Source organism: Steroidobacter cummioxidans, from assembly GCF_003104955.1.
The window spans coordinates 147,428-168,273 of record NZ_LSRW01000004.1 but is presented as its reverse complement, the minus strand read 5'-3'; the positions used below and the strand labels follow the sequence as shown (position 1 = coordinate 168,273).

Below are 20,846 nucleotides of genomic sequence, written 5' to 3'. Positions count from 1 at the left end.
CCAGCTTCCCGGCTGGTAAATGCAACTAACGTACATTGCCGGCCGAGCATGCCAATCCATCGCACCATAATATTCATCGCGCTCGCCGCCCTCGCCGCCTGTGGCGACCAGAACTCGCCCGAGCAGCAGGTACGAGCAGCGATCGGGAAAATGGAACGAGCCGCTGAGAACCGCGACGTTAGCGGCCTGAAAGCGCATCTATCCGAGGAATATCGCGACTCCAATGGAATGGGAGCCGAGGAGGCGGCGCGTTATATGCGCGGCTATTTCATTGCCAATCAGTCCATTCATCTGCTCACGCGGATCGAAGAACTGACTTTCCCGACGGATGGCGAAGCGCGCGCGCAGGTGCTGGTCGGCATGCTCGGCCGCGATGCCTCGGCGACCGATCGGTGGGACCTCGCTGCCGACCTGCATACCTTCAGAATCGACCTGCGCCGTGAGGACGATGCGTGGAAAGTGATCTTCCTGGAGGTGATGCGGAAATAACGCGCAGGGTCTTGTCTTTCATGGCGCATTGACGCAGGGATCGACCCCTGTAATATGACTGGCATTCCTTCGGGTTGTATTCAACGCGCTTTGTCCGCGTCGAGGCCCTGGCCGGCCTTACGCGCTGTCGACTTCGCGAAGCAGCCCTACTGAATCAAAGAGTTAGACCGTGATCGCGGCGTCAACGCCGCCGATCGGACGCCGCGCACCGCGGCGACGGTCCCGCGCCGGGCCGCCTCCTGGGATGCAGACACCTCCGCTGCCCCCCGCGAGTCGGGTTCGAATGTGCGGCGCTGGTCGTGCCCGTCGCTCACGCGATGTCCGGCCAGATGCGATTTTCCCGACGATGGTAACGGTAGGCCTATATGACTGACGGCACTGAGCGCGCCTCTCTGGAAGCGGCCGCGAACGATGGCGCCCTGAAGGGGCGAACCACCCGCCCGGAAAAGCAGGGTCTTTACGATCCCGCTTATGAGCACGACGCCTGCGGCGTCGGCTTTGTCGTAGATATTAAAGGCCGAAAATCGCACAAGATTCTGCAGCAGGGCCTGCAGGTCCTGACCAATCTGGATCATCGTGGTGCATGCGGCGCCGAGACCAACACCGGCGACGGCGCGGGCGTATTGCTCCAGATGCCGCATCAGTTCCTGGTGGCGGCCGCGAAGAAGTCGCGCATCGACTTGCCCGAGCCGGAGCATTACGGCTGCGGCATCGTGTTCCTGCCGCGCAATCCCACGCTGCGTCGGCGAATTGAGGAGCGTTTCGAGCAGATCGTGCAGTCCGAAGGCCAGACCGTGCTCGGCTGGCGCACGGTGCCGACCAACAACTCCTCGCTCGGCGACACTGCGAAATCCTGCGAACCGTATATGCGTCAGGTATTCGTCGCCCGTAATCCGGCGTTGCCGGACGCGCTGGCGTTCGAGCGCAAGCTGTATGTGATCCGCAAGCGCGCTTACAGCGAGATCCGCGCGTCGACGATGGAAGGCGCGGCCGTTTGGTACGTCGCCAGCCTCTCTTATAAGACGCTGGTCTATAAAGGCATGCTGCTCACCGAGCAGCTCGGCCCCTACTTCCCGGATCTGCAGGATCCGAGCATGGAGACGGCGATCGCGCTGGTGCACTCGCGTTTCAGCACCAACACGTTCCCGAGCTGGGATCGCGCCCATCCGTATCGTTACGTCGCTCACAACGGTGAGATCAACACCGTGCGTGGCAACGCGAACTGGATGCACGCTCGCGAAGCGCTGTTCCAGGCTGAAGCATTCGGCGATGACATGGAGCAGATCTTGCCCATCATCAACCCGAACGGCAGCGACTCGGCGATGTTCGATAACACGCTGGAGCTGCTGGTGCTGGCGGGCCGCTCGCTCCCCCACGCCATGATGATGATGATTCCCGAGCCCTGGTCGAATCACCAGACCATGGACGACAACAAGCGAGCCTTCTATCAATATCACTCCTCGCTGATGGAGCCGTGGGACGGCCCGGCAGCCATCGCATTCACCGACGGCAAGCAGATCGGCGCCGTGCTCGATCGCAACGGCCTGCGGCCCTCGCGTTACTACGTAACGAAAGACGGCCTGGTCGTGATGGCTTCCGAGGCGGGTGTGCTCGACATCGCGCCGGAAAACGTGCTGATGAAAGGCCGTTTGCAGCCCGGCCGCATGTTCCTCGTGGACACCGAGCAGGGCCGCATCGTCGACGACGAAGAGATCAAGAAGGCCATCACCACCGAGCGTCCCTATCGGCAGTGGCTGAACGATCATCTGGTGCACGTCAACGACCTGCCGACCGCGCCCGAAGTGCCGGCGCCGGATCACGACACGCTGCTGCAACGTCAGATCGCGTTCGGTTACACCTTCGAAGACGAGCGCATGATCCTGACGCCGATGGCGCAACACGGCGTCGAAGCGGTCGGCTCCATGGGCAACGACACGCCGCTGGCGGTGCTGTCGAACAAGCCGCGCCTGCTGTACGACTATTTCAAGCAGCTGTTCGCGCAAGTCACCAATCCGCCCATCGATAGCATTCGCGAAGAGATCATCACTTCCGCGGAAACGCGCCTGGGCTCGGAAGGCAATCTGCTGAACCCGCAGCCCGCCGATTGCCGCCGTCTGGAACTGAAGTGGCCGATTCTCACCAACGAAGAGTTCGCCAAGGTCCGCAGGATGGACTTGCCTGGCCTGCGCGTCGGCGTGCTGCCGAGCCTGTTCCGCGTGACCCGCGGCGAGAAGGGCCTGGTGAAGTCGATGGAAGAAATCCGGCTGATGGCCCGCCGCATGATCGAGGAAGAGGAAGTGAACGTCCTGATCCTCAGCGATCGCGGCGTGAACAAAGAGTTCGCGCCCATTCCGGCGCTGCTCGCCGTCGCCGGCCTGCATCACTATCTGATTCGCGAAGGCCTGCGCACGCGCGTCAGCCTCGTGATCGAAACCGGTGAGGCGCGCGAGGTTCATCACTTCGCATTGCTGATTGGCTACGGCGTCAGCGCGATCAATCCTTACGTGGCGTTCGAAACCATCGACGGCATGATCCGCGACGACCGCATCCTCAACATCGATCACAAGTCGGCGTGCAAGAATCTGGTGAAGGCCGCGACCAAGGGCATCATCAAGGTGATGGCGAAGATGGGCATTTCGGCCATCCAGAGCTATCGCGGCGCGCAGGTGTTCGAAGCGGTCGGTCTGCGTCAGGACGTGATCGACGAGTACTTCACCTGGACGGCCTCGCGCGTCGGCGGCATCGGCATGGATGTGATCGCGCAGGAAGTCCTCGTGCGTCATCGCGCCGCGTTCCCGGAGCGTCCGACCAACGGTCACACGCTCCCCGTCGGCGGCCAGTATCAGTGGCGTGCAGACGGCGAATATCACCTGTTCAATCCCGAGTCCATTCACCGGCTGCAGAAGTCCGTGCGCAACGGCAACTTCAATCAGTTCAAGGAATACTCGCGGCTGATCAACGAGCAGTCGACCAACTTGTGCACGCTGCGCGGCCTGCTGGAGTTCAAGTCCGGCGACGCCGTGCCGCTCGAGGAAGTCGAGCCCATCGAAAACATCATGAAGCGCTTCAAGACGGGCGCGATGTCCTACGGCTCGATCAGCCAGGAAGCTCACGAAACGCTGGCGATCGCCATGAATCGTATCGGCGGCAAGAGCAACACCGGCGAAGGCGGCGAAGATCCGGCGCGCTTCAAGCCCCTGGCCAATGGCGATTCGAAGAACTCGGCGATCAAGCAGGTCGCGTCGGGCCGCTTCGGCGTGACCAGCGAATATCTGGTCAGCGCCAACGAGATCCAGATCAAGATGGCGCAGGGCGCGAAGCCGGGTGAAGGCGGTCAGCTGCCGGGCACCAAGGTGTATCCGTGGATCGCCAAGACTCGTCACACCACCGCGGGCGTCGGTTTGATTTCGCCGCCGCCGCACCATGACATCTACTCGATCGAAGATCTCGCCGAGCTGATTCATGATCTGAAGAACGCGAACCGTCACGCTCGCATCAGCGTCAAGCTGGTGGCCGAAGTGGGCGTCGGCACAGTTGCTGCGGGCGTCGCCAAGGCGCACGCCGACGTTGTGCTGGTCAGCGGTCACGACGGTGGCACGGGTGCATCTCCGCAAACGTCGCTTGCTCACGCCGGTCTGCCGTGGGAGCTCGGTCTCGCCGAGACTCACCAGACGCTGGTGATGAACAACCTGCGTAGCCGCATCGCTGTCGAAACCGACGGTCAGCTGAAGACGGGCCGTGACGTTATCGTCGCTGCTCTGCTCGGCGCCGAAGAGTACGGCTTCGCGACGGCGCCGCTGGTGGCGACAGGCTGCATCATGATGCGCGTCTGTCACTTGAACACCTGCCCCGCCGGCATCGCGACTCAGGATCCGCGTCTGCGCGAGAAGTTCGCGGGCAAGCCGGAGCACGTCGTCAATTTCATGCGCTTCATCGCCATGGAAATGCGCGAACTCATGGCGCAGCTCGGCTTCCGCAGCGTCGACGAGATGATCGGCCGCGTCGATCGCCTCGAGCCGCGCAAGGCCGTGAATCACTGGAAGGCACGTGGCCTGGACTTCAGCAACCTGCTGTACTCGCCCGACTCCAGCGATGGCACGCCGCGCTTCAAGCAGATGGAACAGGATCACGGCCTGGAGAAGTCGCTCGACCTGACCCAGCTGCTCGAGATCTGCAAGCCTGCGATCGAGCGCGGCGAGAAGGTCGTCGCCGAGCTGCCGATCCGCAACGTGAATCGCGTGGCCGGCACCATCACCGGCAGCGAGATCACTCGCAAGTACGGCTCGGCCGGCCTGCCCGAAGACAAGATCCAGATCCGCTTCAAGGGCTCGGCGGGTCAGAGCTTCGGCGCGTTCCTGCCGCGCGGCATGACGTTCTTCCTGGAAGGCGATGCCAACGACTATCTCGGCAAGGGCCTGTCGGGCGGCAAGCTGATCCTGTTCCCGCCGGCCGGTTCGACGTTTGTTTCTTACGAGAACATCATCATCGGCAACGTTGCTCTGTACGGCGCGACCAGCGGTGAGGCATACATCGGCGGCATGGCTGGCGAGCGCTTCTGCGTTCGTAACAGCGGCGTGCACGCTGTCGTGGAAGCTGTCGGCGATCACGGCTGCGAATACATGACCGGCGGTCGTGTGATCGTGCTCGGCCCCGCCGGCCGCAACTTTGGTGCCGGCATGTCCGGTGGTGTGGCGTATGTGCTCGACGAGCACGGCGACTTCCATACCAAGGTCAACAAAGAAATGGTCGATGTTGGCCCGCTGGAAGAGCCGGAAGAGATCGCGGCGGTCGGCGCGATGATCGAGCGCCACTACGGCTACACCAAGAGTGCGCGCGCCAGGCAGGTGCTCGACAATTGGAACGACATGGTGAAGAAGTTCGTGCGCGTGCTGCCGCGCGACTACAAGCGCATGCTGGCTTGCATCGCCCGCGCTCACGAACAAGGCCTCACGGGCGACGACGCGATCATGGTCGCGTTCGAAGAGAACGCCAAGGACACGGCGCGCGTGGGAGGCAACTGATGAATAGCAAGCTACTCGTGGCGATCGTCGTTGCGCGAAAACGCAGCGACGCGCGCGCACTCGCAGCCTGACCGTCATTCATCATTTAGCCACGAGCCAATCAGTCATGGGTAAGCCAACAGGATTCATCGAGTATCTACGCGAGCTGCCGGTCGATCGCACTCCGCAGGAACGCGTCAAGGACTGGAAAGAATTCCATCACCACATGGAAGACAAGCGGCTGCGCAATCAAGCCGCTCGCTGCATGGACTGCGGCGTGCCGTTCTGTCACACCGGCAAATTGATCAGCGGCATGGCCTCGGGCTGTCCGGTGAACAACGTGATTCCGGAATGGAACGATCTGGTCTATCGCGGACTGTGGCGCGAAGCGCTCGACCGTCTGCACATGACCAACAACTTCCCCGAGTTCACCGGTCGCGTGTGCCCGGCCCCGTGCGAAGGTTCGTGCGTGCTCGGCATCAACAACCCTCCCGTCACGATCAAAACGATCGAAAACGCCATCGTCGATCGCGGCTGGGAAGAAGGCTGGGTGCTGCCCGAGCCGCCGAAGACTCGCACTGGCAAGAAGGTCGCGGTCATCGGCTCCGGTCCCGCGGGCCTCGCCGCTGCCGCGCAGTTGAACAAGGCCGGTCACTCTGTGACCGTGCTCGAGCGTGCCGATCGCCCGGGCGGTCTGCTGATGTACGGCATTCCGAACATGAAGCTCGACAAGAAGGAGGTCGTTGAGCGTCGCTTGAAGCTGATGGAGCAGGAAGGCATCAAATTCATCTGCAACGCCAACGTGGGTGACAACGTCGAGCCGCAGCTGCTGCGCAAAGACTTCGACGCCATCGTCATCGCGACTGGCGCCACTCAGCCTCGTGATCTGCCGGTCGACGGTCGCTCTTCCAAGGGCGTGCACTTCGCCATGGACTATCTCACTGGCAGCACCCAGGCGCTGTTGAACGGCGGCGCCGATCACGCTCCGATTCACGCTCGCGGCAAAGACGTGATCGTCATCGGCGGCGGCGACACCGGCACCGACTGCGTCGGCACGGCCGTGCGCCAGGGCTGCAAGTCCGTCACTCAGATCGAGATCATGGCGCAGCCTCCGATGGATCGCGCCAATGACAATCCTTGGCCGGAATGGCCCAAGGTCTACAAGATGGACTACGGCCAGGAAGAGGCCGCAGCCAAATTCGGTGCTGACCCCCGCACGTATCTCACGACGGTGAAGCGCTTCGGCGTCGACGCCGAGGGTGCCGTGAAGGAAGTCGTCACCGTGCAGATCGATTGGCAGAAGAACGACAAGGGCGGCTTCGTTCCGGTCGAAGTGCCGGGCACGGAGAAGGTATATCCCGCTCAGCTCGTGCTGCTCGCCATGGGCTTTCTCGGCCCTGAGCAGATGCTGCTGAAAGATCTCGCGGTTGAGACCGATGCCCGCAGCAACGTGAAGGCCGATCACGGCAAGTTCACTACGAGCCTCAAAGGCGTGTTCGCTGCCGGTGACTGCCGTCGCGGTCAGAGCTTGATCGTCTGGGCGATCAACGAAGGCCGCGGCGCGGCCCGTGAGTGCGATCGGTATTTGATGGGGACAACAGAGCTTCCCTGAATTTCGGTGTTAAGCGAGGGGATCGATTCCGATCCCCTCCAGTCGAGGTAGACTCCACAGTCGGACGTGGAGGTGCCTATGCCAACTTCCCTAAAGCAGCTCGAAGAGCAAGCCCGGGCCCTGTCAGCCGAGGATCGCGCGAAACTCGCGGAGAGCCTGCTGGAATCGCTGCACTCGCCTATTTCCGATGTCGAGAAAGCCTGGACTGAGGAGATTGAGCAGCGCATCGCGGCATTCGATCGAGGAGGGATCTCCGCGTATTCGGCAGAAGATGTGTTTGCTGACGCGCGTCGCCTCTCGCGATGAAGCGCGCGAGATTCATCGCGCCAGCTCGGCGTGAGTTTCTCGCGCAGGTTGCGTACTACAGACGCAAGAGCTAGGTTCGGCGCATGCTTTGCCGCGGCGGTAGAGGCGGCAACAGCCAGGGCTCTTGCATTTCCTTTCTCCGGCGCTCCAGGGTCCAAACATACGCGACGAATTTTTGTTCGCGGTTTTCCCTTCGCGGTCGTTTATCGGCCAGAAAACGGACGGCATCCTCATTGTTGCCGTAGCCCACCACTCGCGCCGGCCAGAGTATTGGCAGTTCCGGGTTCAAGAGGAAGGGGCCGTTTACCAACTCGCTCCTTCGAAATCCGGGTAATCCGTTCGCGTACCGTTACGAACGTTTGTTTCTATTGACGACCGCATTCATGTCCGCTTCGATGTCCGCTTCGACGCCGCCGGCGAATTAGCGCCGGCGAGCCTGCTGAGGCAGTTTCGTTGGGCGCTTCTTCGCAGGCTTCTCTTGCCTTCCCTTCGCGCTCATCTCGGAGGTCGCCAGGCCGAGCAGACGGCGGAAGGTTGGGCATTCCATATGGCTCGGTGCCGGGCAAGTGGCGGCGTGGCGCAGGCCATTGCGCATGGCGGTCAGCTTGCGGATCGTTGTATCGAGTTCGTCAGCCTTGAGGGCCAGCAGCTTCCGATCGATCTGTAAGTTGCCGTCGGCTGCAAACATTTGCGCGATCTCATCCAGCGACAGGCCCGCAGCTCGGCCCATTGAAATCAACGCCAGTCGCTCCAGCACCGACGCAGCAAACAAACGTCGCAGCCCGTGCCGGCCGATCGACGTGACCAGCCCCTTCTCTTCGTAGTAACGCAAGGTCGAGGCGGGAACGCCGGACCTGCGCGCGACCTCAGCAATGTCCATCCTCTTGACCTCAAGTTGACTTGAAGTGGCACTCTGCCAAGCAACGCCACTGGAGTGCAACTCATGAACGACTCGCTTTCGCTGGTTCTCACCGGGGTGGGCGCCACCATGCTCATGGATGTGTGGGGCGTCGCGCGTAAATACCTGTTCGGCCTTCCCTCTCCTGACTACGGCATGGTCGGCCGGTGGATCGGTCATATGACGCACGGCAAGTTCCGTCATGACCGGATCGCAGCAGCTTCACCGATCGCGGCAGAGCGCGTTATTGGCTGGAGCAGTCACTACATCATCGGCATCGCGTTCGCCGCCGGTCTGATATCCATCGTAGGCTCTGAGTGGCTTCGCCGTCCGACACTCGGCCCCGCGCTGGCGTTCGGCGTAGCCACCGTGGCCGCACCGTTCTTCCTGATGCAACCAGGTATGGGCGCAGGCATCGCCGCCTCACGCACACCGAAGCCTGGCTCCGCACGATTGCAGAGCTTGATAACTCACGCGATCTTTGGCTTCGGTCTATGGACGGCGGCGTGTGTCACCTATTACCTTGGACAGCATTGATCCTGTAGAGATTGCTCGATGCTACGCCACCTTCCGTTACTCCTTCTCGCCGCCGCGTCTTCAGCAACCTGGGGCGCCGAAACGATCAAATGCAACGAAGCTGGCACGCAGCTGGAGCTCAACGCTTGCGCACTCGATGAATTCAAGCGCGCCGATCAGGAGCTGAACCAAACATACGCCGCCGTGTTGAAGAAAGAGAGCCAGGACCCGACATTCATCCGCAAGCTGCGAGCCGCGCAACGCGCCTGGATTGCGTTCAGGGACGCCGAGATCGACGCGACTTACGCTTGCAACGAAAAAGACCCGCGTGTCTGCTGGGGCAGCATGCTGCCGCTCTCCATGACCGCGTATAAAACCAAACTCACCCGTGAGCGCACCGCTCGCCTGCAGAGATTTATCGACGAGGGCAGGCCGGCCGATTGAAACGACTGGAAAGCCCGGCGGAGTGGGACCTTCCGCCCAGAGTCGTTATGATTCAGCGATTCAACATGCGGAAGTTGCCTGTGCAGGCACGGGCGCACCGCAAATGTGATCAATGACGAGGCTGGCAACTCAGGGAGAGGCTCCATGCAACCCATTCGATCTCGCACATGTGCCTTGTTGGTCGTCGCGTGCTCGTTTATTTCGCTCACACCCGTAGGCGCACTCGCAGCGAATACGGATGAGGCGATTCAAGCGCTGATCGCGTTCAAGGAGGGGTGTAACCGGGCCGAAGCCCTTTGGCCAGCACAACTGTGCGGTCCGATCGTTCTGGTCGATCCGAGCACGCGCGAGGCGGTGGCGAATCAGCCGGCGCCGGGCGGGCAGTTCAAGCGCCAGGAGGGAATGTTTCTCGGTAAGTGGCCCACAGAGATGGACGTGGCGAACACGGCGATGGCGTGGGGAGGAACACAGTGGGCGGTGGTGATGTTGCCGCTGTCGCAAGATCCCTTCACGCGACTCCAGTTGCTCGCTCATGAATCGTTCCATCGCATACAGCCGGAGCTCGGCTTCGACATGGCCGACACGATGGCTCAACATCTGGACGAACAGGAAGCTCGCACGTGGCTGCGCCTGGAACTGCGAGCGTTGGCTCGCTCGCTCCGCAGCGAAGGCGACGATGCACGCGAGGCCGCGCTCGATGCGCTGCTGTTCCGGCACATTCGGAACGCTTCGTTCCCCGATTCAGAGCCTGTGGAACGCCGCCTGGAAGGACACGAAGGTCTGGCCGAGTACACCGGCATGCGCTTCGCCCTCGACGCGACCGGCGCCGGCATGGAGGAGATAGCGCGACGCGTGGAAGCTTTCGAGAAACGCACGACCTATGTTCGCTCGCTCGGCTATGGCACCGGTCCCGCACTGGGAATGCTGCTCGATCGATATCAACCTGGCTGGCGGCGGAGCATTGGAACCACACCCGACCTGGCTCGACACCTCGCCTCGGCACTGGCAGCGCCCGAAGCGAGCTCAGCACGCCGCGACGTAGCAGACCGGCGCGCGGCGATCTATGGCTATGCCACGATTCGGGAAGAGGAAACGAAGCGGTCCGAGCACCTCACCGCCGAACGAAAGCGCTATCGGCAAGCGCTGATCGAGGGGCCGGTGTTGCACGTCGAGCTGCCCGAGCGGCGCCTGCTATACAACCCCAACACCGTGCTGTCGCTGGGCGATGAAGGCAACGTCTACCCGAAATCCACCCTGATCGGCCCCTGGGGGCGTTTGACGCTCCAGGACGGCGGTGCGCTGGCGCCGGGGTATCGCGATCGCGCCCGAGTCGCTGCACCGAAGATCATCGCACCGGACGCTCAGGGAATCGTGACCGGCCCGGGCTGGACTTTGACGCTCGAGCTGGGCTGGCGACTGGTCCCCGCCACGAGATCCGGCGACTTCCGCATCGAGCGCGTCGAGGGCACAGAATAGATGATCCGCTACAGACGCTACAGGAGCCGATGATGCCTCGCTACGTTGCTTTCCTTCGCGGCGTGAGTCCGATGAATGCGAAGATGCCCGAAGTGAAGCGGGCCTTTGAAAGCGCCGGCTTTACCAACGTAAAGACCGTGCTTGCCAGCGGCAATGTGGTGTTCGATTCGCCGTCGAAGTCCGAGTCGGCACTGGCACGCCGGGCTGAAAAGGCGATGCAGGAGCATTTGGATCGCACGTTTCTGACCATCGTGCGATCGACTAAAGCATTGCAGGAATTGATCGACGCCGACCCCTACGGCGCATTCAAGCTGCCGGCGAAATCGAAGCACGTGGTGACCTTTCTTCGCGAGGCGTCGACAGCGAAGTTGTCGCTGCCGATCAAATCGGGGGACGCTCGGATCCTGGCCATCCGTGGTCAAGAAGTGCTCACATCGTATGTACCGCACCCGGGATCACCGGAGTTCATGCGGCTCATCGAGAAGATCTTCGGCGCGGAGATCACAACACGAACATTGGCAACCGTGGAGAAATGCGCGGCGGCGTAGCTCAGCCGAAGCCCAGTCTCTTCTCCGGCACGAGCGGAAACTGCGATTCGATCGCCGCACCATTCGACCCCAGAGGGCACAAGTAGCGCTCTCGCATCGGCCCCGAGATCGAGTATCCGAGGCGGCGCGCGCGACCCATAGCAGCACGGTAAGCTGGGCGAGCGTCTTCAACGGTGCCGTCGCAGATGATCGAAGCGACAGTGCATGCCGGCACGCCGACGACGTCCAGCCCGTCTGGATGCGCCGATTTGCCGCGATCCAGAAACACCAGTGCCTCGCAATCGATCTGCTCGGCACCGCCAGAGCACTTGTGCCAGATCGCGCCTTCCCCGACCACGGCCGAGCGGGAAGGCAATTTCGCACGCAAGTACCGCAGCAACTCGCCGACTTCGTCGTATGACCCACAGGTACGACGCAAACTGACAGCAACGGCCGCGGCGATGCTGCGGATCGTTACCTCGTAAGGCGACGGGCGTCCCTCGCGATCGATCTGTGAGATGCGCGCCTCCACTTCCTCCAGCCGCGCCTGTTCCGCTTCGATCTTTGCGCGCAGACTGGTGCGACGCTGGGTGAGCAGGTCGCGCAGCTGATCGGACGAAACATCGTCACGCAACAGCCGGCGCACCTCTTTCAATGAAAAGCCGAGACTGCGATACACAAGCAACTGATTGAGCCGCGCCAGTTGAGTGACCGAGTAGTATCGATAGCCGGTGTTCGGATCGGTGGCGCCGGCAGGCAGCAGCCCGATCTCGTCGTAGTGACGAACCAGCTTGATCGAAACATTGCCCAGGCGGGCAAACTCGCCAATTCGGAGCATCGAGGAACCTCCGGAGCGATGAGCTAAGACGGTAGTACCGCGACCGCTTCGATCTCGATCAACCAGCCCGGATGCACGAGTCGGCTAACAAACACGAAGGTACTCACCGGCGGCAACTGCGTGTTCACGTAGCGATCCCGCACCTCTACAACCGCGCGCTGCTGAGCGGGTTCGATACTGGCGACACAGTAGTAGTTCAATTTGATGACATCGGCAAACGTCGCACCGGCCGAGCGCACGGCGCTATCCAGATTGATGAAGACCTGCTCGAGCTGTGCGCGGAAATCGCCCGGCCCAACCAGATCGCCCGCCGCATTGCGTGGCACCTGCCCAGCAATATAAACAAGCTTGCCTCGTGCGACTTCCGCAACTTGCGAGAAGCCGGGGCTCGGCGGCAGGTTATCGGGATCGTAGAGGCGGAAATTGCTATTGAGTTGCCTGTTTGCTGCGGCTGACATCTGAGCAAGCACCGGAGCTACCGGTGCTGCGACACCTGCGGCGCCGACCAGCGCTGCCGATTTGATCAAGTCACGCCGAGTGGATGAAGGGGACTGGTTGCGACTCATGCTGGGCTCCTCCGGCATACCCAGCGACTCTCGACTCTCCCGTCGTGGGAGAGTCAAGACTCGCGCGCTCCTCGCTATCTGGTTCGCACCGGGAACGCTGGCGCTTTCGCCGGCGTCGGCGGATTCTGGTCGAGCTCGGCCAGCGCAATCTCGATGGCGCGATCGAGTTGCGGATCGCGGCCGGCGTTGACCTCACGTGGCCACTGTTCCACCTCCACGTCGGGGGCTACGCCTTCGTTCTCCACGCGATAGCCTTCCTCGGTCCAGAACGCGATATTGGGTGACGTCACACCGCCGCCGTCCATCAGCGGCGGATAACCGAGGATGCCGACCAAGCCGCCCCAGGTGCGCTTGCCGACGATGGGCCCCAGCTCGAAACGTTTGAACATCCAAGGCAACAGATCGCCGCCCGAGCCGGCGTTTTCATTGGCAAGCAGTACCTTCGGTCCCTGAATGGCGCCGCGCGGACTGACCATATCTTCGCCATAGCGCATCTTCCAATGCGCAATGGGCGGTCGGCGCAGCACGTCGATGTAGTAATCCGCAATCTGTCCGCCGCGGTTGTAGCGCTCGTCCAGGATCAGGCCGGCGCGCTGCGTCTGAGGATAGAAATAACGCTTGAACATCGTGTGTCCGCCGTTGGCCGTATCGGGCACGTGCACGTAAGCGAGACGCCCGCCGCTCTTCTCGGAAACGTAGCGGATGTTTCCTTCCACCCAGTCCATGTAACGCAACGACATTTCATCGCCGATCGGCATGACTACAAGGTCGCGCGCATCCTTGCCATCCGGACTCGGACCGACGGTGATGCGCACCTGCCGGTCGACGCGATTCTCGAACAATGAATACACGCTGGTCGGCGCACGCAGCTCGACGCCATCCACCGCCAACAGATATTCACCCGGTTTGATATACACCCCAGGGGCCCGCAGCGGCGAACGCAGATCCGGGTTCCAGTTCAGGCCGCCCAGGATCTTGCTGAATCGATAGCGGTCGCGCTCGATGGTGTAATCGGCGCCGAGCAGGCCGACCGCGACTTTCGCCGGCTTGAAAGGATCGTCGCCGGGCGATTGATAGCTGTGCCCGACTGCAAGCTCGCTCAGCATCATTTCGATGACGCGCTCCAGGTCGCTGCGTCGGGCGAGATCCGGCAGGAAGGCTCGATACTTCGCGCGCATCGCCGGCCAATCGGCGCCGTGATAGTTCTCCGCATAGAAGTAATCGCGATTGATCCGCCAGGCCTCATCGAGGATCTGCGCCCACTCGGCCCGCGGATCCACGGCGACGCTGACCTTGTCGAGTGCGAGCTTGCCCTTGCCTGCCGGCAACTCATCGGCAACGTCGGTCACAAACCAGTCCTTTCCGACGCGATAGCCAATGCGCTTGCCGTCGCGCGACAGGACGAAATCCTCCACGCCCTTGGCCAAGGTCTTGGTTTCGCGCTTCTGGAGCGTGAAGCGCTTCAATTCGCCGGGCTTGCTGAGCGCTTCCTGTGCCGTCGCGCCCGAGCCTTCGATGAAATAGATTTCGCCGCTCGCACCGACGCGCAGGTCATGGCGCGCGCCAACACCCACGGGCAGCGCGACGATGCGATCTTCGATACCAATAGCGTCGATGCGAACGATCTGCGGCTTGCCGGCTTCTTTGCCTTTGGCATCTTTCGCAGCGTCCTTCGCCTTCTTGTCGCCCGATTCGGTCGCAGCGCCCGACCACGCCTGCAGATCCACTTCGTCACTTTGCGGTGGCACCGCGCTCGGGCCGTCCTGCCGGAGCGAGATGGCATAGAGGCCGAAACGCACCGGGCTGTCGATATTGATCTGCGAGAACCAGTCCTTGACCGGCCCGGCATCGGTGGAAGCCAGCACATACAGGAACTCGCCGTTCGGATCGAACACCGGCTCGAGCATTTCCGAGAGGCCATCGCTCACCTGGATCGAGCGACCCGTCTCCACGGACCAGACATTGGCGGTCTGGATCAAGCCCGCCACGTGCACCGTGTAGGCGAGCCAGCGCGAATCCGGCGACCAGCTGGCCCGCATCGGATTGAACGGTGTGTACACCGGCTCGGACGCGATCTTGATGTTCTTGCCGCTGCCCAGCTCGATCACCCACAGCGACTGGCTGTTGTCGCGATAGGCGATGCGGGTGCCGTCGGGAGAAAACACCGGCCGATCGTAGAATCCCGCGCCCGTGAGCTTGTAGTGCCGCGGCTGACCTTTGCCGTCTTGATCCGTGAGCAGCAGCTCATACTCACCGCTCACGTCCGAGAACCAGGCGATCTTCTTGCCATCGGCGGACCACGCCGGCGAATGATCGTTCGCACCGGTCGAGCGACTGAGCTGGCGCGCATCGCCTTTTTCCGCCGGCACGGTGACGATCTCGCCGCGATAGTTGAATGCCATGCGCTTGAGGTCGGGCGAGCCCGCCGCTTCGCGCAGCCATTTTGGATCGCTGGCCAGACGCGGGCGCGTTTCGATCAAGTCGGAAATCGCCGAGATGCGAATCGGCTGCACCGAGTTGTCGCGTGTATCCAATCGATGTAAGTAGCCAGCGTGTTCGAATACGACGATGCCCGCGCCATCCGAGCTCGGATCGGTGACAGGGAAGTCCTTCAGCTGCGTGAGTTGGGTGGCGCTGCCAGCATCGGCTCGAAACAAATTGAACTCGCCGTTGCGGTCGGAGTTGAAATACAACGTGCTGCCGATCCACATCGGGTCGGTGTCGTTGCCGCCGCCGGCGGGCTTGGGCACCTCCTTCACCGAGTAGTCGCCCATATCCATCAACCAGAGTCGGCTCTGGGTGCCACCGCGATAGTTCTTCCATTGACGAAATGCCTCACGATCCGGCGTGTAAGCCAGCGTGCGGCCATCGGCGGACAACGCCGCCTTGTTCCCGGAAGGCACCGGCAAGCGCTCCGGCACGCCGCCAGTCACGGCGACCGAATAGAGCTGCGTGGTCTGTGGCACGAATCGCCCGCGCTCGGAAGAGAACAATACGCGTCCGTTCGGCGTAAACCCGAGCACGATATCGCGCCCCGGATGCCACGTGAGCCGCCGCACCTCTCCGCCTTGCGCCGGTATCACGTATACATCGGTGTTGTCGCCATAGTTGGCGCTGAATGCCAGCCATTGCCCATCTGGCGAGAAGCGCAGGGCTGATTCCTTGCCGGGCGCCTGAGTCAAACGTCGCGCGCTGCCGCCGGTGAGCGAGGTCAGCCATATGTCGTTGTCGTATACAAATGCCAGGTTCTGGCCGTGCACGGCCGGACTCGAAAGCATTCGTGTGTTCCCAACATCGGCCGCGTAACCGAGCGGCGCCATCGCGAAGCCAAGCAACGCGAGCATCGTTGTATGTTTCATCGTTCTGCGAGTCCTTCCTGGCTGGCTGGACTCGCATGATAGCCGCACGGCTGCGCCGCGGAATGGCTCCATTGGAGCATCCCGCAACGGCTGCAACGAGACAAACTAGCGGCTATTTCCCTCCGGCGAACGAATAGCTCAGCTGACCGTACCAGAAGCGGCCGCGCGGATCGGCGTAGCCAGGATCGTAGCCGGCCTGGAAGAAGTTCAGACCACCACCGGCGTTGGTATACGGCGGATCGCGATCCGTGAAGTTGCGAGCGCCGACTGCGAAGCGCCAGTTCTCGAGATGGTACGCCACCTGCGCGTCATGGATCAGATACGAAGCCACGTCACGCGTTATCGGCGGATCCGTGGCGTTGCCCGGCAGGTCGTGGTAGCTGGTCTGATAATTCTGCGCGATGGTCGCCTCCCACGGGCCGAGATTCCAACCAAGTGTCAGATAGTGATGCCAGCGTGGTATCACGCCGCCGGCGCCGTTCGTGATCGGACTGACCTCGCCGAGAATGCTGTCGAAGCTGCCGTCCGGGTTCTGGATCTCGTACTTGGCGAAGTACGTGCCGACGATCGATGCCGTGAGCGCGCCGGCTTTGCCTATATCGAAGCGCGCGCGAAAATCGGCATCCACGCCCGCCACCTTGGTTTCGCCGAAGTTCAGGTTGACCTGATCGATGTTGATGATGCGGCCCGGCAGGCCCGGCGTCGCCACTTCCGGTGGGCCGCGCGTGACCAGGTCGCCAAATCGACCGATGTCCGTAAGAATCGCCGTCGGATTCACACCGAAGATGATCGTCTCCTTGAGCTTTATGTAGAAGCCGTCGAAACCGAACGAGTAGTCGGCGGAAGGCTCGAAGACGACGCCGAGGGTGTAGTTGTCCGACTCCTCGGGCTTCAGATTCGGATTGCCGCCGATCGTGATCGGGAACTGGGTCGCGCAATCCCGCGAATCCTGATTGAGGACGCCATTCGCGTCGACCACATTGCAGCGCTCGGGATCGTTGAGGCCCGACCCCGACACGCCCGTCACTTGCGGTTGCCACAATTCCGACAGGCTGGGCGCGCGGAAACCTTGGCCAGCGGACCCGCGGAAGAGCAGCCAGTCCAACGGTTTCCAGCGCGCGCTGATCTTCGGCACTGTCTTGCTGCCCGTGCCTTCATAGTCGTCGTAGCGCACGGCGAGATTCGCTTCCAGCGTCTGCACGATCGGAATGTTCAATTCCGCAAACGCCGCGTACACATTGCGACTGCGATCGATGGGAAAGAAGTTACCGCCGTACGAGGCTATGTCGCCCGATTGAATGGCCGCGCTTGGGTCCGTGTTGAATGATTCTTTGCGGTATTCCAAACCGAACGCCAGCGCCAGCGGGCCCGCATTCAGCTTGGCGAGATCCTTCGAGACGCTGCCGGCCACTCCTTCGATCTTCGTCGTGGTCGAGTACGCCCGGCCTCTGAATTGTGTCGCGTCCGCAGCCGCCAGGATGTCGGGCGTGTTGTCGCCGAAGAAATTCACCTGGCCACTATTGAGCAGCGGCAGGATCTGCGAGTACGCCGGACCGCCGTTCTTGAAGTCTTCGGTGAGCTTGGTCTCTGAGTACAGTCCGGCGACATCCCAGTTCCAGCCACCGCTGTCGCCGCCGATGCCGAGCACGAAGCGCGGCTGGTTGATTTGGTCGGTCCAACGGCGGTTGCCCGTGATGACCGAGCGGTAGCGCACCAGCAGATCGGGCGTCGCACCGCTCTGCCCGGTGGCGAACGCTGTCGGATAGAAGGGGCTCGTGGGTGTCAGCAGCACTGTCGCGAAGCCGTTATAGGGGGCGAGGTTGAACAACGGATTGTTCGGCGGCAGTACGAACTGATCGGACAGTGGCACCGGTTGGATGGTGAACTCCATCCAGTTGCTGCTGTACGAAGCTTCCAGATATCCGGTGATGTTCGGCGTGAACGCGTATCGCGCTGTGCCGTACACGCTCCAGCGTTCGGCTTCGGGAAACAGCGCCACCTCGGGCGAGGGATCATAGCGACAGACGCCGGGACTGAAGAAAGGGTCCGTTACCGAGGGCGCGCAATCGGGCGCGTTCGGATTGCCATCGACGGTGCCGTCTTCTGAGGCCACGTTGGCCGGAAACGTGTTACCCGACGTTCCATCGTTGCCCGCGGCGACATTGATACTGGATCTGGAGAAGCTGCGATCGCGCCCGAACAGCGGTTTCTCCTTTTGCCAGCTGCCGACCAGCATCACGTTGAAACGATCCGATTTGATGTCGCCATAACCGAGCACGGCACTGACCTTGGTCACGTCACCGCCGCCTCTCTCGGAATCGCCATAGTAGGCATTCACATCCGCGCCCTGAAAGTTCTTGCGCAGGATGAAGTTGATGACGCCGGCGATCGCATCGGAGCCATAGACTGACGACGCGCCTTCCTTCAGTACTTCGACTCGTTCGAGGGCTGCGAGCGGAATGCTGTTGATGTCGACAGAGGTGCTGTCCGTGATCGTGCCGCCGCCAGCGACGCGGCGCCCGTCGATGAGCACCAGTGTGCGCTGTGAGCCCAAGCCACGCAGCGACACGCTCGATACACCGCCGGAGGTCACGCCGGAACCGGACGCCGACACGGTGTTGGAGTTTCCTTGCACGGCAATCGACACCGTTTGCAGGAACTGCTCCGACGTCGTCACACCCTGACTCTGGATCTGTGCCTGCGTGATGGATTGAACCGGCAGCGCACCTTCGTCGGTGCGGCGAATGCGCGACCCGGTGACGATGACTGTTTCGAGTGATTGATCGCCCTGGGCGGCAACGGCCTGCTCAATCGGCGCGCTTACCGCGAGCCCGAGCGCCACAGCCCCCGTGTACGTCAATGCGTGTGCAACCGCACGAGGAAGTCGCGCAGCGCCACTTTCGTTCATGATCGTGTACGACATAGCCCTTTTCCTCTATGGAGAATGCAGCACCGCTTCTGTGTGGCGACCGCGGCCTTGGCACGGAAACAACGGCACACTGGCACTCCCGCGAACCGGATATTTGATTGTTAGTCGAACCGGCCGCCGCGTTGCTATGGAATGGGATGAGCCGCCCCGTGCGAGTGATGAGTGGCCCGAGTCAAGGTTGGGTCGCAGCGGGCCCTGTCTGGCCGCGTCGTGCAGTCGCGTCGCTATGCTGCTCAGCGCACGCTGCTTCTTAGCAACCTCAGAATCGCGCCGCTGCGCTCTCGATTCGAGACCAGGTAGCGCCCTCGACGCAGCTGAAAGCCGAATCGGCCGCTCTCGAGCCGCTCGATGTAGTCAACCTGTTGCAAATTAATCAGCACCGAGCGGTCGATGCGCATGAAGTCGAAAGGGATCAGTACATCGGACAGGTATTTCAACGTCGCGCGCGTCAGGTATCGATCGTCGCCGACATGGATGGTGACGTAGTTACCGTCGACCTGCAGGTAGTCAATCGACGGCGCGTCCAAAAAATGAAAGCGATGCGCACGCTCGCCGACCAATCGCGGACTGTGCCGCGCTCGCCGCGACAGCGTGTCTTTGTGGATTGTGAGTGGAGCAACTTCACGCAGCTCGCGCGCCGATGACACGGGCGTGAATGATGCAGTGGATGCCTGTGTTTGCGGCGTCTGCGCGCGCAAGCTCTGATGTGCGCTCGTTTGCTCCGCGCTGGCCAGGTATTTCAATTTCGTGCGCTCGAGGTGCGGGATTGCAGCTGAAACGCAGGAAACGGCCGCTCGGTTCGTGATTGCGGTGAAGTGAAGCTCGAGACGAGCTTGACACAGTGGTCATGCTGCCGGAAGGTTCACGACATCATGGAGCCGGAGTTTGCACCTCAGTATTCGCCCAGAGAGCGCTGGCATCGGCTCTTGCTGCATGTCGCACTCGGCACCTTGCTGGCGGCTGCAGTGTATTGGTGGGCACTGCCTCGATTCCGATCGTTCTCGGCTGACGCGCCGTGTGAGCTGATCTTCGGTGTGCCCGGCTCGACGGTGTTGATCTACGGCGCCATCGTGGGTGCGCCGCTGGCGGCAGCAGTCTTGATCGTGCTGCTGACGGCCCGTCAGTCGCTCGAAACCATCGCAACTCGTCGTTATCCGCCGCCCGGTCGGAAGGTGTACCGGCGCGTGAAGATCAAGAAAGGCTGGCAGGCGATCGTCTTCGCACTGATCCCGGCGATGTTCGTGGCTTATCTGTGCGTGCTCAGCTCACAAGGCATGTCAATGGCGGCGCGGATGGCGCGTGAGACACGGCAATCCGCCCAGTGTGATAGAAACCCGAGCCCACCGAATGCCGTCGAACGCGGACCGACGAAACGCGAACGGCGCTGAGCGGAAGCATCAGCACTGGAGATCGTAAGTGGAAGTTCGCATCGTGCAGTTCCCAGAAACGCCAGTGGCGGTCGCCGAGCACCGCGGGCCGCCGGCATTGGAATATGAGACATCGAAGAGGCTGATCGAGTGGCGCATTCAACATCGCCTCGCTCCGGCCAGTCACCGTACTTACGGCGTGCACTACACCGACCCGCAAACCGTGGCGCCGGCAGCGCATCGAGTGGATTTCTGTGTGAGTTACGATCGGCCCGTAGAGCCCAATCCTCAGGGCATCAAAAGCAAGATCATCCCGGCGAATCGCTGCACCGTCGCGCGGCACCTCGGCTCACGCAAACATAACTCGGCTGCCGTATATCTCTATCGAGAGTGGTTGCCGGCGAGCGGCGAACAGCTGGGTGATTTCCCCATCTTTTTTCACTACGTAAACGTCGGCCCGAACATTCAGGAACAGGACATGATGACGGACGTGTACTTGCCCTTGAAGTGATCCCGGTC

16 protein-coding genes are annotated in these 20,846 nt (G+C 61.9%); 10 read left to right on the top strand and 6 right to left on the bottom strand.

Annotated elements, in window-relative coordinates; translation table 11 throughout:
- Positions 1-48: 48 nt before the first annotated feature.
- The 4 genes from D0550_RS34570 (at position 49) to D0550_RS03105 (ending at position 7,407) form a co-directional block, all read left to right on the top strand.
- On the top strand, positions 49-489 hold the full coding sequence (locus tag D0550_RS34570) for an Rv0361 family membrane protein (RefSeq protein ID WP_153067015.1): 441 nt from the start codon (positions 49-51) through the stop codon (positions 487-489).
- A 365-nt stretch (positions 490-854) separates the two neighbouring features.
- Positions 855-5,510 carry a glutamate synthase large subunit gene (gltB, locus tag D0550_RS03115; RefSeq protein ID WP_116807631.1) on the top strand — a complete coding sequence of 1,552 codons (4,656 nt, stop codon included), beginning with the start codon at positions 855-857 and terminating at the stop codon, positions 5,508-5,510.
- A 106-nt stretch (positions 5,511-5,616) separates the two neighbouring features.
- Positions 5,617-7,101: a glutamate synthase subunit beta gene (locus D0550_RS03110; protein ID WP_116807630.1), complete on the top strand. Its 1,485-nt coding sequence runs from the start codon at positions 5,617-5,619 to the stop codon at positions 7,099-7,101.
- Between the two features lie 78 nt (positions 7,102-7,179).
- A complete protein-coding gene (locus D0550_RS03105) occupies positions 7,180-7,407 on the top strand; it encodes an addiction module protein (RefSeq protein WP_116807629.1) in 228 nt (75 codons plus the stop codon).
- Between the two features lie 421 nt (positions 7,408-7,828).
- On the opposite strand, the gene D0550_RS03095 is transcribed toward D0550_RS03105, so the two are convergent.
- A complete protein-coding gene (locus D0550_RS03095; RefSeq protein ID WP_116807628.1) occupies positions 7,829-8,287 on the bottom strand; it encodes a helix-turn-helix domain-containing protein in 459 nt (152 codons plus the stop codon).
- A 63-nt stretch (positions 8,288-8,350) separates the two neighbouring features.
- On the opposite strand from D0550_RS03095, the gene D0550_RS03090 reads away from it, so the two are divergent.
- From D0550_RS03090 to D0550_RS03075, 4 genes are all read left to right on the top strand, one after another.
- On the top strand, positions 8,351-8,842 hold the full coding sequence (locus tag D0550_RS03090; protein ID WP_116807757.1) for a DUF2938 domain-containing protein: 492 nt from the start codon (positions 8,351-8,353) through the stop codon (positions 8,840-8,842).
- 18 nt (positions 8,843-8,860) lie between these two features.
- Positions 8,861-9,265, top strand: coding sequence for a lysozyme inhibitor LprI family protein (locus tag D0550_RS03085; protein ID WP_116807627.1), 405 nt, complete (start codon positions 8,861-8,863; stop codon positions 9,263-9,265).
- Between the two features lie 144 nt (positions 9,266-9,409).
- On the top strand, positions 9,410-10,741 hold the full coding sequence (locus tag D0550_RS03080; RefSeq protein ID WP_153067014.1) for a hypothetical protein: 1,332 nt from the start codon (positions 9,410-9,412) through the stop codon (positions 10,739-10,741).
- A gap of 32 nt (positions 10,742-10,773) precedes the next feature.
- Positions 10,774-11,289: a DUF1697 domain-containing protein gene (locus tag D0550_RS03075; protein ID WP_116807756.1), complete on the top strand. Its 516-nt coding sequence runs from the start codon at positions 10,774-10,776 to the stop codon at positions 11,287-11,289.
- A 1-nt stretch (position 11,290) separates the two neighbouring features.
- Here the strand turns inward: D0550_RS03075 and D0550_RS03070 are convergent, their stop codons facing one another.
- The 5 genes from D0550_RS03070 to D0550_RS03050 form a co-directional block, all read right to left on the bottom strand.
- Complete coding sequence (locus tag D0550_RS03070; RefSeq protein WP_116807625.1) at positions 11,291-12,106, bottom strand: MerR family transcriptional regulator; 816 nt, start codon at positions 12,104-12,106, stop codon at positions 11,291-11,293.
- Positions 12,107-12,129: 23 nt separating this feature from the next.
- Positions 12,130-12,672, bottom strand: coding sequence for a RidA family protein (locus D0550_RS03065; RefSeq protein WP_206606063.1), 543 nt, complete (start codon positions 12,670-12,672; stop codon positions 12,130-12,132).
- Between the two features lie 74 nt (positions 12,673-12,746).
- Complete coding sequence (locus tag D0550_RS03060) at positions 12,747-16,031, bottom strand: S41 family peptidase (protein ID WP_116807624.1); 3,285 nt, start codon at positions 16,029-16,031, stop codon at positions 12,747-12,749.
- Positions 16,032-16,143: 112 nt separating this feature from the next.
- Positions 16,144-18,954 (bottom strand): TonB-dependent receptor, encoded by a 2,811-nt coding sequence (locus D0550_RS03055; protein WP_116807623.1) that lies wholly within the window; start codon positions 18,952-18,954, stop codon positions 16,144-16,146.
- A gap of 239 nt (positions 18,955-19,193) precedes the next feature.
- A complete protein-coding gene (locus tag D0550_RS03050; protein ID WP_161965613.1) occupies positions 19,194-19,703 on the bottom strand; it encodes a LytTR family DNA-binding domain-containing protein in 510 nt (169 codons plus the stop codon).
- 129 nt (positions 19,704-19,832) lie between these two features.
- On the opposite strand from D0550_RS03050, the gene D0550_RS03045 reads away from it, so the two are divergent.
- Together D0550_RS03045 and D0550_RS03040 are read left to right on the top strand one after the other, a co-directional pair.
- Complete coding sequence (locus D0550_RS03045) at positions 19,833-20,348, top strand: hypothetical protein (RefSeq protein WP_153067013.1); 516 nt, start codon at positions 19,833-19,835, stop codon at positions 20,346-20,348.
- Positions 20,349-20,376: 28 nt separating this feature from the next.
- The gene (locus tag D0550_RS03040; protein WP_116807620.1) at positions 20,377-20,838 is read left to right on the top strand and encodes an AraC family transcriptional regulator; all 462 of its coding nucleotides are present in this window, start codon (positions 20,377-20,379) and stop codon (positions 20,836-20,838) included.
- Positions 20,839-20,846: the final 8 nt, after the last annotated feature.